The following is a 12,242-nucleotide window of genomic DNA, read 5'->3' on the forward strand; positions in this document are numbered from 1 at the left end:
TAGGGCCCCCGTTGTGTAGCGGCCTAGCACGCCGCCCTCTCAAGGCGGTAGCGCCGGTTCGAATCCGGTCGGGGGTACTGAACTGGTCTAAACCATCATTGGTCTATGGTGTAATTGGCAGCACGACTGATTCTGGTTCAGTTAGTCTTGGTTCGAGTCCAGGTAGACCAGCTCGGACCTGCGGAAACGCAGTGTCCACGCCCCCGTTGTGTAGCGGCCTAGCACGCCGCCCTCTCAAGGCGGTAGCGCCGGTTCGAATCCGGTCGGGGGTACAGAGAGGAAAGCCCTCCACTTCGGTGGGGGGCTTTCCTCATGTCCGTACGTCCGTCCATGCCCCGGATCCGGAGAAGGGCCTGCCGCGGCGTTGAGGCGGGCCCTTCTCCCGGAAGGCGGGCGGGGTCAGGTGCGGCGCAGTGCCTCGGAGAGGCGGGTCGCGGAGTCGATGACGGCCTGGGCGTGCATCCGGCCCGGGTGGCGGCTCAGGCGCTCGATGGGCCCCGACACGGAGACGGCGGCCACCACGCGGTTGGACGGGCCGCGCACCGGTGCGGAGACCGAGGCCACGCCGGGCTCGCGCTCCCCGATCGACTGCGCCCAGCCGCGGCGCCGGACACCCGACAGGGCCGTCGCCGTGAAACGGGCGCCCTGCAGGCCGCGGTGCAGGCGTTCCGGCTCCTCCCAGGCCATCAGGATCTGCGCGGAGGAGCCGGCCTTCATCGTGAGCGTGGAGCCCACCGGGACCGTGTCCCGCAGACCGGACAGGCGCTCCGCCGCGGCGACGCAGATACGCATGTCGCCCTGGCGGCGGTAGAGCTGGGCGCTCTCGCCGGTGACATCGCGCAGGTGCGTGAGTACGGGGCCCGCCGTGGCGAGCAGCCGGTCTTCGCCGGCCGCCGCGGCCAGCTCGGCCATGCGCGGGCCGAGAATGAACCTGCCCTGCATGTCGCGCGCCACCAGCCGGTGGTGTTCCAGGGCCACGGCCAGGCGGTGGGCCGTGGGTCGTGCCAGTCCGGTGGCACCGACCAACCCCGCGAGGGTGGCCGGACCGGACTCCAGAGCGCTCAGGACAAGGGCTGCCTTGTCCAGAACGCCGACGCCGCTACTGTTGTCCATGAAACGATACTCGCGTCTCACTCTGTGAAACGCAAGTTCAATTTTCCGTGGGACGCGCCACTCTGGACGTACACAGTTCATCAACACCACGGCCCGTGAATCACCGGGCCGGGCGGCGACGCCCCGGAATCAGGGGTGGGGGTGCCGCCTCCTCACGGAATCTCTAGTTGGGCCGGCGCACCTTTGGCCGGCCGGAGGGAAAGCGATGGGTAGGACACTCGCGGAGAAGGTCTGGGACGACCATGTCGTCCGGCGCGCCGAGGGCGAGCCCGACCTCCTCTTCATCGATCTGCACCTGCTGCACGAGGTGACCAGCCCCCAGGCCTTCGACGGCCTCCGCAAGGGCGGCCGCACGGTGCGCCGTCTCGACCTCACCATCGCGACCGAGGACCACAACACGCCGACCCTCGACATCGACAAGCCCATCGCCGACCCGGTCTCCAGGGTCCAGCTGGAGACGCTGCGGGCGAACTGCGCCGAGTTCGGCGTCCGGCTGCACTCGCTGGGCGACGTCGAGCAGGGCGTCGTGCACGTCGTCGGTCCCCAGCTGGGCCTGACCCAGCCCGGCATGACCGTGGTCTGCGGAGACTCGCACACCTCGACGCACGGCGCGTTCGGCGGACTGGCCTTCGGTATCGGAACCTCCCAGGTCGAGCACGTCCTCGCCACCCAGACGCTGCCGATGGCCCGCCCGAAGACCATGGCGATCACCGTCGACGGCGAACTGCCCGACGGCGTCACGGCCAAGGACCTGATCCTCGCGGTCATCGCGCGCATCGGCACCGGCGGCGGACAGGGCTACATCCTGGAGTACCGCGGCGAGGCCATCGAGAAGCTCTCGATGGAGGCCCGCATGACCATCTGCAACATGTCGATCGAGGCCGGCGCCCGCGCGGGCATGATCGCCCCCGACGAGACGACGTTCGCCTACCTCGAGGGCCGCCCGCACGCCCCGCAGGGCGAGGACTGGGACGCGGCCGTCGCCTACTGGAAGACACTGCGCACCGACGACGACGCAGAGTTCGACGCCGAGGTCGTCATCGACGCCTCCCGGCTGTCCCCGTTCGTCACCTGGGGCACCAACCCGGGCCAGGGCGCGCCGCTGTCGGCGGCGGTCCCCGACCCCGCTTCGTACGAAGACGCCTCGGAGCGACTGGCCGCCGAAAAGGCTCTGGAGTACATGGGGTTGGAGGCCGGTCAGCCCCTGGGTTCCATCAGCGTCGACACCGTCTTCGTAGGGTCCTGCACCAACGGGCGGATCGAGGACCTGCGCGTCGCCGCGGACATCGTCAAGGGCCGCAAAGTCGCCGACGGGGTACGGATGCTGGTCGTCCCGGGCTCCGCGCGGGTCGGTCTGCAGGCCGTCTCCGAGGGACTGGACGTGGTCTTCAAGGAGGCCGGCGCCGAATGGCGGCACGCGGGCTGTTCCATGTGCCTGGGCATGAACCCCGACCAGCTCGCCCCCGGTGAGCGCTGCGCGTCCACCTCCAACCGCAACTTCGAGGGCCGGCAGGGCAAGGGGGGCCGTACCCATCTGGTGTCCCCGCAGGTCGCCGCCGCCACCGCGGTCCTCGGCCACCTGGCCTCCCCGGCCGACCTCGCCGCCGACACCCGTACGCCCGCTGGAGTCCGATAGCCATGGAAGCATTCACCACGCACACCGGCCGGGCCGTCCCGCTGCGCCGCAGCAACGTCGACACCGACCAGATCATCCCCGCCCACTGGCTCAAGAAGGTGACGCGGGACGGGTTCGAGGACGGGTTGTTCGAGGCCTGGCGCAAGGATCCGGAGTTCGTGCTCAACCGTCCCGAGCGCGAGGGGGCCACGGTCCTGGTCGCCGGCCCCGACTTCGGCACCGGCTCCTCCCGTGAGCACGCCGTCTGGGCACTGCAGAACTACGGCTTCAAGACCGTGATCTCCTCCCGCTTCGCCGACATCTTCCGCGGCAACTCGCTGAAGAACGGCCTGCTCACCGTCGTCATCGAGCAGAAGATCGTGGACGCGCTCTGGGAGCTCACCGAGCGGGACCCCGCGGCCGAGATCACCGTCGACCTCGAGGCCCGCGAGGTGCGCGCCGAGGGGATCACCGCAGCCTTCGAGCTCGACGAGAACTCCCGTTGGCGGCTGCTGAACGGGCTCGACGACATCTCCATCACCCTCCAGAACGAGGCGGACATCGCCACGTACGAGGCGAGGCGTCCGTCGTTCAAGCCGCGGACGCTCACGGCGCAGGGCGGCTGACGCTCCGCGGCGCGCAGCCCGGGCGGCAGGTCGACTTTCAGCCACGCCCACCCCCTTCCGTACCCCCGATCGGTCCGATCGGGGGTACGGCCGTGTCTGCACCCGTTCGGACCTGCGCGCCCTCTTGAGGCCTGGCAACTTCCCACGTTATGAAGGTGGTTGCCGGGGTACACGTGTCACGTGCGTGTGACCTCGGAATGTGCTCGGACCGCCGTCCGAGGTGGCAGTTGCCCCCTGCGCAGGCGACAACTCGCCCCAGATGGCACAATCTGTGCATGGAACGCGACGGCCAACTCGAGCTCTACGCGGCGGTCGCGGTCCGGCTCAAAGAAGCGCATGCAAGAGTGCGCGCACTGCAAGTACCGGAGGGCGTACGGATGGCGCTGGCCCGGAAGCTGCTGGTCATTACGGCCGCGGCCAAGCACGATCTCGCCTCTGCGGCAAAGCGGCTGGAGCGGTTCATCGAGGACCTCGACGAGGGTCGATTTCCCGAAGAGGAACGCTGAACCGCTCGAGACGGCCGAGCTCGTTGCGGCACAAGGGTGATAAGCCCGTTTCGTGTTTGATTTGCGGTATATATCTGCCTAACGTGCGAAAACGCTTGAACGGATTCGTTCGGGCGATGTCTCCGAAGGGGAAGACGTGAACAAGGCGCAGCTCGTAGAAGCGATTGCCGACAAGATGGGCGGCCGGCAGCAGGCCGCCGATGCCGTCGACGCGGTCCTGGACGCCGTCGTCCGTGCTGTGGTCGCGGGTGACCGGGTCTCGGTCACCGGCTTCGGTTCGTTCGAGAAGGTCGACCGCCCGGCCCGCTACGCCCGTAACCCCCAGACCGGCGAGCGGGTTCGGGTCAAGAAGACGTCGGTGCCGCGTTTCCGTGCGGGCCAGGGTTTCAAGGACCTGGTGAGCGGCTCGAAGAAGCTGCCGCGCGGTGGTGAGGTCGCCGTCAAGAAGGCGCCCAAGGGCAGCCTGTCCGGCGGGGCTTCCGCGACGGTGAAGAAGGCCGCCGCGAAGAAGAGCGCCGCCAAGAAGGCGACGGCGAAGCGGGCCGCGGGGAAGACGGCCGCCGCGAAGAAGACCACCGCGAAGAAGACGACCGGCAAGAAGACCGCCGGCGCGTCCGCGGCGACCGCCAAGACCTCCGCCGCGAAGAAGACGACCGCCAAGAAGTCCCCGGCGAAGAAGGCGACGGCCACGAAGGCGCCCGCCAAGAAGTCGACCGCACGCAAGACCACCGCCAAGAAGACCACCGCACGCAAGAAGTAGCGGCGGCGAAACGGTATTCACGCGCCGGGCCGGACTCCGTCACGGAGTCCGGCCCGCGGTGTGCCGGCGCACACCCGAAACGTCGCCCGGACGTGGGCGGTGGTCAGAACGTCTGGAGCGTCACCAGGGTGATCCGCCGGGCCTCGCCCTCGCCCCGGGTCTCGATGCGCACGCGCTGTCCCGGACGCAGCAGCCTCAGGCCTCCCGCGTCGAACGCCGGCGCGTCGAAGGGCACCGGCGTGCCGTCGTCCAGCAGCACCTGGCCGCTTCGGCTCTCGGGGTCGTAGGTGTACGCGGTCGCCTGCATGCCCGCAGCCTACTGCTCCGCGATCAGCAGCCGCGCGGCGGCGGCCGCCGTGCGGGGTCCCACCCCCAGCGCCAGCGCCGCCCGGAGATCGTCCCCCGTGTCCACGTCCTGCCGTACGGAATCCACCGCGTCGAGGCGCAGTTCGACGGCTCCCCACGCGCGGTGCCGGGCCCGGGAACCGGGGCCGAAGGACGGCCGCAGTTCCTCCGTCGCCGCCGCTGCGAGCAGCGTCGTGCCGACGCCCGCGGTATCGGGAAGGAACGCGCGCGGGAACGCGGCCGCATCCTCCAGCACGCGCGCCAGTTCGACCGGGCGCAGCGCCGGGAGGTCGGCGTTGAGGGCCGCCACGGGACCCGCGTGCCGCACGGTCCGCACGGTGGTGGCCGCGTGGGCGAGGGCCGCGTTCAGGCCGCTGCCCGGCTCGTCGGTGACGATGCCCGCACCCAGCGCGGCAAGTTCGCGCCCGGCCAGGGCGTCGTCCGTGACAACCACCACGTCCCGCACCGCGCGGCATGCCAGGGCGGCCGCCACCGTGTCCTGTGCGAAGGCGAGCGCGAGCCCCGGACGCAGGGCGTCGTCCGCGGTGTCGGAGAGCCTGCTCTTGGCCTCGGCCAGCGGTTTCAGGGGTACCACCAGGGTCCACTGCACGCGTGTTACATCCCTCTCTTGTCGTCGTCATTGTCCCCCGCGGCACCCGGAGGCAGGGGTGCCGGGGCGTACGGTGTTCTCGACAGACCGGCGGCCCGGGGCGACACTTGTGCGGCCCGCCCGGCCCTCGGGCCCAGGACTTAGAGGAAAGGTGTTCCTGTGCCGCGCCGCAGAATCGGCTTCGCGTACCGCTTCGCCGCGGTGATCTGCAAACCTCCGTTGGTGGTTCTGCTCAAGCGGGACTGGCGCGGAATGGAGAACATTCCGGCCCAAGGTGGATTTATCACTGCGGTAAATCACAATTCGCACATAGACCCCGTCGCCTATGGGCACTTTCAGTACAACACCGGTCGTGTCCCGCGATTCCTGGCGAAGAGCGGTCTTTTCAGCAAGGGATTCGTCGGTGCCATGATGCGCGGCACCGGGCAGATCCCCGTCTATCGCGAGAGCACGGACGCGCTCAGCGCCTTCCGGGCCGCGATCGACGCCGTGGAGCGCGGAGAGTGCGTCGCCTTCTATCCCGAGGGCACCCTCACCCGCGACCCGGACGGCTGGCCCATGACCGGCAAGACCGGTGCCGCGCGGGTCGCCCTGCAGACCAGGTGCCCCGTCGTCCCGGTCGCGCAGTGGGGCGCCAACGAGATACTGCCGCCGTACGGCTCCAGGCCCCACCTCTTCCCGCGCAAGACGCACCGCGTGCTGGCCGGCCCGCCGGTCGACCTGGACCGTTTCTACGGCCGGGAGATGACCCCCGAGCTGCTCAAGGAGGCGACCGAGGCCATCATGGCCGCGGTGACCCGCCAGCTGGAGGAGATCCGCGGCGAGAAGGCCCCCGAGGAGCCCTACGATCCGCAGCGTGAACGCGTCGAGCAGCGCCGCAGGACCCGGGCCCAGACCCGGCGCACGGGCCACGCCGGTCCGTCCGGGCACGGACCGGCGGAACACCGGCACCAGGAACGGCAGAACGAACAGCGGTGGCCCGGGGAACGTGCCGCCGCGTGGGAAGAGGGGCTGAACACGTGAGCAAGCCGGTCAAGGCGGCCGTCTTCGGCACCGGATCGTGGGGGACGGCCTTCGGCATGGTGCTCGCCGACGCCGGATGCGACGTGGTGCTGTGGGCGCGGCGCCCCGGACTCGTCGACGCGGTCAACTCCACCCGCACCAACCCCGACTACCTGCCCGGAGTCGAACTCCCGGCGAACCTGCGGGCCACCACGGACGCCGCCGAGGCCGCGCGCGACGCCGACTTCACCGTCCTCGCGATCCCCTCCCAGACGCTGCGCGACAACCTCGCCGGATGGAAGCCGCTGCTCGCCCCGGACACGGTCCTGGTGTCGTTGATGAAAGGCGTCGAACTCGGCTCCGCCATGCGGATGAGTGAGGTGATCGAGGACGTCGCCGGGGTCGGCGCCGACCGGATCGCGGTGGTCACCGGCCCCAACCTCGCCCGGGAGATCGCCGCCCGGATGCCGGCCGCCGCCGTCGTCGCCTGCACCGACGCGACCGTCGCCCAGCGGCTCCAGGCCGCCTGCCACACGCCGTACTTCCGCCCGTACACCAACACCGACGTCGTCGGCTGCGAACTGGGCGGCGCCGTGAAGAACGTGATCGGGCTGGCCGTCGGCATCGCGGACGGCATGGGGCTCGGTGACAACGCCAAGGGCTCGCTCATCACCCGCGGGCTCGCCGAGACCACCCGGCTCGGGGTCGCACTCGGCGCGGACCCGCTGACCTTCGCCGGACTCGCGGGCCTCGGCGACCTGGTGGCCACCTGCTCCTCACCCCTGTCGCGCAACCACACCTTCGGCACCAACCTCGGCAAGGGCATGACCCTTCAGGAGACCGTCGCGGTCACCAGACAGACCGCCGAGGGCGTCAAGTCCTGCGAGTCGGTGCTGGATCTCGCCCGCCGGCACGGCGTCGACATGCCGCTCACCGAGACGGTCGTCGGCATCGTGCACGAGGGCAAGCCCCCGGTGGTCGCCCTCAAGGAGCTGATGTCGCGCAGCGCCAAGCCGGAACGACACTGAGCGACGACGGAGCAACCGGGGGAGCAACGGGGGAGCGCCCTCGGCACCGCCTTGCGCGACAGCCCTCCGTCTGCCGCACCGTGGGCGCTGTATCAGGGATACGGCCACCGGGTACTCTCATCGCCATATGAGCACCCAGAACCTCCCCCAGAGCCCCGAGCAGCCGCCTCGCAAGCCGCGTGTGGCCGTTGTGTTCGGCGGGCGCAGCTCCGAACACGGGATCTCCGTGGTCACCGCCGGCGCCGTCCTCAAGGCCATCGACCGGACGAAGTACGACGTCCTGCCGATCGGTATCACCCGGGACGGCCGCTGGGCACTCACCGCCGACGAGCCGGACCGCATGGCCATCGTCGACCGGCGCCAGCCCAGCGTGGACCAGCTCACCGACGCGGCCGAGGGCGCGGTGGTGCTCCCCCTCGACCCCTCGAACCGGGAAGTCGTCTACAGCGAGCCCGGCTCGGTACCGAAGGCGCTCGGTGAGGTCGACGTCGTCTTCCCCGTGCTGCACGGCCCCTACGGTGAGGACGGCACCCTGCAGGGACTCCTGGAGCTCTCCGGCGTCCCCTACGTGGGCTCCGGGGTGCTGGCCTCCGCCGTCGGGCAGGACAAGGAGTACATGAAGCGGGTGTTCACCTCCTTCGGGCTCGAGGTCGGCCCGTACGTGGTGATCCGGCCCCGCGAGTGGGAGAACGACGAGTCCGCCGCCCGCAGGAGGATCGTCGACTTCGCCGGTGAACACGGCTGGCCGCTGTTCGTGAAGCCCGCGCGGGCGGGCTCCTCGATCGGCATCACCAAGGTCGACGGCCTCGCCGGTCTGGACGAGGCGATCACCGAGGCCCAGCGGCACGACCCGAAGATCCTGGTGGAGGCCACCCTGCGCGGCCGCGAGATCGAATGCGGGGTGCTGGAGTTCGAGGACGGCCCGCGTGCCTCGGTGCCCGCCGAGATCCCCCCGCCCGACGCACACGCCTACTACGACTTCGAGGCCAAGTACATCGACTCCACGCCCGGCGTGGTGCCCGCACCGCTGACCGGCGAGGAGACCGCCGAGGTACGCCGGCTGGCGGTGGAGGCGTTCGAGGCGGCGGGCTGCGAAGGGCTGGTGCGCGCGGACTTCTTCCTCACCGAGGACGGCAGGTTCGTCATCAACGAGATCAACACGATGCCCGGCTTCACGCCCATCTCGATGTACCCGAAGATGTGGGAGGCCACCGGCATCGAGTACCCCGAGCTGGTGGACCGGCTGGTGCAGGCGGCGCTGCGCCGGCGGACCGGACTGCGCTGAGGCGCACGGCCAAAAGGCCGTGCGGCCGGGGCCGGGAGACCGGGTGCCAGTGCCGCAACAGGCAACGTCCGCCCCGTCGCGACGCCCGGCACGCACTCTCGCCGCACCGGACACAAGCCCAAGTACGTCCAGTACGAGGGTGTGCGCCCGGCACGCCGGGAGCACGCACCGGACGCCGCTCCTTGACGGGCAGACGTTGCCTGCCGCGGCACTAGGAGGCGATCCCTTCGGGGATCGCCTCCTTGAGGGCGGGGGCGAGATCGATCAGTACGCCCGTGCTGTCGCGTCCGTCGGTCACCCTGACCTCGACATAGGCCTCACGGCTCGCGGTCGTGAAGCGGTGTGTCCCGTCGTCCTGCTGCTCCATGAGCCAGTTGACGCCGTCGACGCCGCCCGCCATCGCCTCCGGGTCGTTGCCGCCCGCCACTTTGGGATCCGCCATCTTCGGCGGTTGACCGACACCGCACCGCAGTATGATCGCCTCGCCGCCCCAGCCCGCGGTCAGCGCGGACGCGGGTTCGGGATCGTCGCGATTCTCGCCGTCCACCTTCGCCGGCAGGACCTCGTCCAGGTTCTGGCACAGCTTGGTGACCTTCGCGTCCGGGCCGGGAACCGCCGCCGACGCGCTGTCGTCTGCTGAGGAGCAACCCGCGGCGGTGATCAGCAGGGCGAGAGCGGGAAGGACGGCGTGGCGGTGACGGAAGGAGCTCACCGCCACAGGGTAGACGGGGGCTACAGATGGACGACCGGGCAGGTCAGGGTACGGGTGATGCCGTCCACCTGCTGCACCTTCGCGACCACCATGCGACCCAGGTCGTCGACGGTGTCGGCTTGGGCGCGCACGATGACGTCATAGGGTCCGGTCACGTCCTCGGCCTGGACGACTCCAGGGATCTTGCCGATCAGGTCGGCGACGGTCGACGCCTTGCCGACCTCCGTCTGGATCAGGATGTACGCCTGTACCACGGAACCTCCAGGGCGGCCACGAGGATCATGTGGGGAAAAGGAACGCCACGGTATCGCGTCACCGCTCGTCGCGGGGAGACCTGCGACAACCGGGTCCGGCGCGCCGGGGTACGGACTGGACACAAGGCGACGGTCACTTCGACCGTAGCGAGGGCAGACACGACTCGCGACCGGGAACAGAACCGGGAACGGACCGGGACAGAAGGGGAGCTGGGGACATGAAGGGCACGGTTGGTGAGCTCGGGGAGTTCGGGCTCATCAGGGAGCTCACCTCCCGCCTCACCACCACCCCGGCGGTCCGGATCGGCCCGGGCGACGACGCCGCCGTGGTCGCCGCACCCGACCGCAGGGTCGTGGCCAGCAGTGACGTCCTGCTCGAGGGCAGGCACTTCCGCCGCGACTGGTCCACCGCCTACGACGTCGGCCGCAAGGCCGCCGCGCAGAACCTCGCGGACATCGCCGCCATGGGCGCCGTGCCGACCGCGCTGCTGCTCGCGCTGGTCGTCCCGGCCGAACTGCCGGTGACCTGGCCCTCCGAGCTGATGGACGGCCTGCGCGACGAGTGCCAGGTGGCGGGCGCCGCGGTGGTCGGCGGAGACGTGGTGCGCGGCGACACGATCATGGTCGCGATCACCGCGCTCGGTGACCTGCGCAACCAGGAGCCGGTGACCCGGGGCGGCGCGCAGCCCGGCGACCTCGTCGCGGTGACCGGCTGGCTCGGCTGGTCCGCGGCCGGGTTCGCGGTGCTCTCGCGCGGTTTCCGCTCGCCGCGCGCCTTCGTCGAGGCGCACCGCCGGCCCGAACCGCCCTACCACGCGGGCCCCGCGGCGGCCGGGCTGGGCGCGACCGCGATGTGCGACGTGAGCGACGGACTGATCGCCGACCTCGGGCACATCGCCGAGGCCAGCAAGGTCCGCATCGACATCCGCTCCGGGGCGGTCGACATCCCCTCCCAGATGAACGACATCGGGCAGGCCGTCGGCGTCGACCCCATGCAGTGGGTGCTGACCGGGGGCGAGGACCACGCGATCGTGGCCACCTTCCCGCCGGACGTGAAACTGCCCGCCCGCTGGAAGGTGATAGGCGAGGTCCTCAACCCCTCGGCGCTGCCCCAGGTGACGGTCGACGGGGCACCCTGGACCGCTCAGGGCGGCTGGGACCACTTCGCGGACATCGAGTCATGAGCGCGGGGAACGTGGAGGGGGTCCGAGGCGCCGGGGCCGCGCCGCCGCGGGTGCTGACGGTCGCCGGCTCGGACTCCGGCGGGGGAGCGGGGATCCAGGCCGACCTGAAGACGATGCTCGCGCTGGGCACCCACGGCATGAGCGTGATCACCGCGGTCACCGCGCAGAACTCCCTCGGCGTGCAGGGTGCCTGGCCGCTGCCGGTGGAGGCGGTACGGGCCCAGTACCGCAGTGTCGTCGACGACATCGGGGTCCAGGCCGTCAAGACCGGCATGCTCGCCTCCGCCGAACTCGTCGAGGCGGTGGCCGGCCTGCTCGCCGGGAGCCGGGTGCCGGTGGTCGTCGACCCCGTGGGGGTCTCCAAGCACGGGGACGCGCTGCTGGCGTCCTCCGCGCTCGACTCCGTGCGCACGAAGCTGCTGCCGGTCGCGACCGTGGCCACGCCGAACCTGGACGAAGTGACCCAGCTCACCGGTGTCCGGGCGCAGTCGGAACGGGACTTCCGCCGGGCCGCGGAAGCGGTGCTGGCGTTCGGGCCGCGGTGGGTCGTGATCAAGGGCGGCCATCTCGCCGGGGACCCGGGCGACGCCGTCGACCTCCTCACGGACGGTTCACAGGAGCACTGGCTGCGCGCCCCGAGGTACGACAACCGGCACACCCACGGCACGGGCTGCACCCTCGCCTCGGCGATCGCCGCGCAGCTGGCCAAGGGACAGTCGGTGCCGGAGGCGGTGACGGCCGCCAAGGAGTACGTCACGGGGGCGATCGCGGCCGGGTTCGGGCTGGGCGCCGGGATCGGGCCGGTGGACCACGGATGGGCGCTCGGGCGCAGGGCCGGCGTCGGATCCGGGACCGGCCCTGCGCCCGACGGGTGCTGAGGCCCGACTCAGGGCCGGGAAAGCCGGCACGGGCATGGCAAGAAGCCGGTCCACCCAGGGTGGACCGGCTCAGTGCGGTGAACCAGCTGTGGCCGCGCGCTCAGCGAGAGCGTCAGCGCGAGACCTTGCCGGCCTTGATGCACGAGGTGCAAGCGTTCACGCGCTTCGGCGTCCCGCCCACCACGGTACGCACACGCTGGATGTTCGGGTTCCAGCGACGGGGCGTACGGCGGTGCGAGTGCGAGATGTTGTTGCCGAAGCCCGGCCCCTTGCCACAGACGTCGCAGTTGGCAGCCACGGGTCACTCCAAAGACTTCAGATGCA

Annotated in this window: 15 protein-coding genes and 3 tRNA genes; 12 read left to right on the forward strand and 6 right to left on the reverse strand. The window is 70.7% G+C overall.

Annotation, left to right across the window (positions count from 1 at the left end):
• Nucleotides 1-4: 4 nt before the first annotated feature.
• From ACWZEH_RS24880 to ACWZEH_RS24890, 3 genes are all read left to right on the forward strand, one after another.
• Nucleotides 5-77 (forward strand) — tRNA-Glu (locus ACWZEH_RS24880).
• Nucleotides 78-99: 22 nt separating this feature from the next.
• Nucleotides 100-171 (forward strand) — tRNA-Gln (locus ACWZEH_RS24885).
• A 28-nt stretch (nucleotides 172-199) separates the two neighbouring features.
• Nucleotides 200-272, forward strand: a tRNA-Glu gene (locus ACWZEH_RS24890).
• Nucleotides 273-399: 127 nt separating this feature from the next.
• Here ACWZEH_RS24890 and ndgR read toward each other — a convergent pair.
• The gene (gene ndgR, locus ACWZEH_RS24895) at nucleotides 400-1,113 is read right to left on the reverse strand and encodes an IclR family transcriptional regulator NdgR (protein ID WP_456193325.1); all 714 of its coding nucleotides are present in this window, start codon (nucleotides 1,111-1,113) and stop codon (nucleotides 400-402) included.
• A gap of 205 nt (nucleotides 1,114-1,318) precedes the next feature.
• On the opposite strand from ndgR, the gene leuC reads away from it, so the two are divergent.
• From leuC to ACWZEH_RS24915, 4 genes are all read left to right on the forward strand, one after another.
• A complete protein-coding gene (gene leuC / locus ACWZEH_RS24900) occupies nucleotides 1,319-2,749 on the forward strand; it encodes a 3-isopropylmalate dehydratase large subunit (protein ID WP_456193326.1) in 1,431 nt (476 codons plus the stop codon).
• Nucleotides 2,750-2,751: 2 nt separating this feature from the next.
• The gene (gene leuD, locus ACWZEH_RS24905) at nucleotides 2,752-3,354 is read left to right on the forward strand and encodes a 3-isopropylmalate dehydratase small subunit (protein ID WP_456193327.1); all 603 of its coding nucleotides are present in this window, start codon (nucleotides 2,752-2,754) and stop codon (nucleotides 3,352-3,354) included.
• A 275-nt stretch (nucleotides 3,355-3,629) separates the two neighbouring features.
• Nucleotides 3,630-3,860: an SCO5555 family protein gene (locus ACWZEH_RS24910; RefSeq protein ID WP_456193328.1), complete on the forward strand. Its 231-nt coding sequence runs from the start codon at nucleotides 3,630-3,632 to the stop codon at nucleotides 3,858-3,860.
• 136 nt (nucleotides 3,861-3,996) lie between these two features.
• The gene (locus ACWZEH_RS24915; protein ID WP_456193329.1) at nucleotides 3,997-4,620 is read left to right on the forward strand and encodes an HU family DNA-binding protein; all 624 of its coding nucleotides are present in this window, start codon (nucleotides 3,997-3,999) and stop codon (nucleotides 4,618-4,620) included.
• Nucleotides 4,621-4,723: 103 nt separating this feature from the next.
• On the opposite strand, the gene ACWZEH_RS24920 is transcribed toward ACWZEH_RS24915, so the two are convergent.
• Nucleotides 4,724-4,927, reverse strand: a complete 204-nt coding sequence (locus ACWZEH_RS24920; protein WP_055572423.1) for a hypothetical protein — start codon at nucleotides 4,925-4,927, stop codon at nucleotides 4,724-4,726.
• Between the two features lie 9 nt (nucleotides 4,928-4,936).
• Entirely contained in the window at nucleotides 4,937-5,575 is a 639-nt protein-coding gene (gene cofC / locus ACWZEH_RS24925; RefSeq protein ID WP_456193331.1) for a 2-phospho-L-lactate guanylyltransferase, read from the reverse strand.
• Between the two features lie 159 nt (nucleotides 5,576-5,734).
• On the opposite strand from cofC, the gene ACWZEH_RS24930 reads away from it, so the two are divergent.
• The 3 genes from ACWZEH_RS24930 to ACWZEH_RS24940 all read left to right on the forward strand — a co-directional run bounded on the left by ACWZEH_RS24930 (nucleotide 5,735) and on the right by ACWZEH_RS24940 (nucleotide 8,890).
• Nucleotides 5,735-6,598 (forward strand): lysophospholipid acyltransferase family protein, encoded by an 864-nt coding sequence (locus ACWZEH_RS24930; protein ID WP_456193333.1) that lies wholly within the window; start codon nucleotides 5,735-5,737, stop codon nucleotides 6,596-6,598.
• The gene (locus ACWZEH_RS24935; protein WP_456193334.1) at nucleotides 6,595-7,605 is read left to right on the forward strand and encodes an NAD(P)H-dependent glycerol-3-phosphate dehydrogenase; all 1,011 of its coding nucleotides are present in this window, start codon (nucleotides 6,595-6,597) and stop codon (nucleotides 7,603-7,605) included. The genes ACWZEH_RS24930 and ACWZEH_RS24935 overlap by 4 nt, the downstream gene beginning before the upstream one ends.
• A 127-nt stretch (nucleotides 7,606-7,732) precedes the next feature.
• A complete protein-coding gene (locus tag ACWZEH_RS24940) occupies nucleotides 7,733-8,890 on the forward strand; it encodes a D-alanine--D-alanine ligase family protein (protein WP_456193336.1) in 1,158 nt (385 codons plus the stop codon).
• Between the two features lie 211 nt (nucleotides 8,891-9,101).
• On the opposite strand, the gene ACWZEH_RS24945 is transcribed toward ACWZEH_RS24940, so the two are convergent.
• Together ACWZEH_RS24945 and ACWZEH_RS24950 are read right to left on the reverse strand one after the other, a co-directional pair.
• Nucleotides 9,102-9,602, reverse strand: coding sequence for a DUF3515 domain-containing protein (locus tag ACWZEH_RS24945; RefSeq protein ID WP_456193337.1), 501 nt, complete (start codon nucleotides 9,600-9,602; stop codon nucleotides 9,102-9,104).
• Between the two features lie 20 nt (nucleotides 9,603-9,622).
• Nucleotides 9,623-9,856 carry an Lrp/AsnC family transcriptional regulator gene (locus tag ACWZEH_RS24950; protein ID WP_004983019.1) on the reverse strand — a complete coding sequence of 78 codons (234 nt, stop codon included), beginning with the start codon at nucleotides 9,854-9,856 and terminating at the stop codon, nucleotides 9,623-9,625.
• 218 nt (nucleotides 9,857-10,074) lie between these two features.
• Here ACWZEH_RS24950 and ACWZEH_RS24955 point away from each other — a divergent pair, with 218 nt between their 5' ends.
• Both ACWZEH_RS24955 and thiD read left to right on the forward strand, forming a co-directional pair.
• Nucleotides 10,075-11,040, forward strand: coding sequence for a thiamine-phosphate kinase (locus ACWZEH_RS24955; RefSeq protein ID WP_266074007.1), 966 nt, complete (start codon nucleotides 10,075-10,077; stop codon nucleotides 11,038-11,040).
• Nucleotides 11,037-11,918: a bifunctional hydroxymethylpyrimidine kinase/phosphomethylpyrimidine kinase gene (gene thiD / locus ACWZEH_RS24960; RefSeq protein ID WP_456193339.1), complete on the forward strand. Its 882-nt coding sequence runs from the start codon at nucleotides 11,037-11,039 to the stop codon at nucleotides 11,916-11,918. Before ACWZEH_RS24955 ends, thiD begins: the two co-directional genes overlap by 4 nt.
• Before the next feature lie 112 nt (nucleotides 11,919-12,030).
• Here thiD and rpmB read toward each other — a convergent pair whose 3' ends face one another.
• Nucleotides 12,031-12,216 (reverse strand): 50S ribosomal protein L28, encoded by a 186-nt coding sequence (rpmB, locus tag ACWZEH_RS24965; RefSeq protein WP_004924906.1) that lies wholly within the window; start codon nucleotides 12,214-12,216, stop codon nucleotides 12,031-12,033.
• Nucleotides 12,217-12,242 lie beyond the last annotated feature (26 nt).

The sequence above is a fragment of the Streptomyces yamdrokensis genome, assembly GCF_053890455.1.

Excerpts from the sequence above, each read along its gene's own strand:
- leuD (WP_456193327.1), top strand. The coding sequence starts at position 2,752 with ATGGAAGCATTCACCACGCACACCGGCCGGGCCGTCCCGCTGCGCCGC.
- ACWZEH_RS24920 (WP_055572423.1), bottom strand. The coding sequence starts at position 4,927 with ATGCAGGCGACCGCGTACACCTACGACCCCGAGAGCCGAAGCGGCCAG.
- ndgR (WP_456193325.1), bottom strand. The coding sequence starts at position 1,113 with ATGGACAACAGTAGCGGCGTCGGCGTTCTGGACAAGGCAGCCCTTGTC.
- ACWZEH_RS24910 (WP_456193328.1), top strand. The coding sequence starts at position 3,630 with ATGGAACGCGACGGCCAACTCGAGCTCTACGCGGCGGTCGCGGTCCGG.
- ACWZEH_RS24940 (WP_456193336.1), top strand. The coding sequence starts at position 7,733 with ATGAGCACCCAGAACCTCCCCCAGAGCCCCGAGCAGCCGCCTCGCAAG.
- leuC (WP_456193326.1), top strand. The coding sequence starts at position 1,319 with ATGGGTAGGACACTCGCGGAGAAGGTCTGGGACGACCATGTCGTCCGG.
- thiD (WP_456193339.1), top strand. The coding sequence starts at position 11,037 with ATGAGCGCGGGGAACGTGGAGGGGGTCCGAGGCGCCGGGGCCGCGCCG.
- ACWZEH_RS24955 (WP_266074007.1), top strand. The coding sequence starts at position 10,075 with ATGAAGGGCACGGTTGGTGAGCTCGGGGAGTTCGGGCTCATCAGGGAG.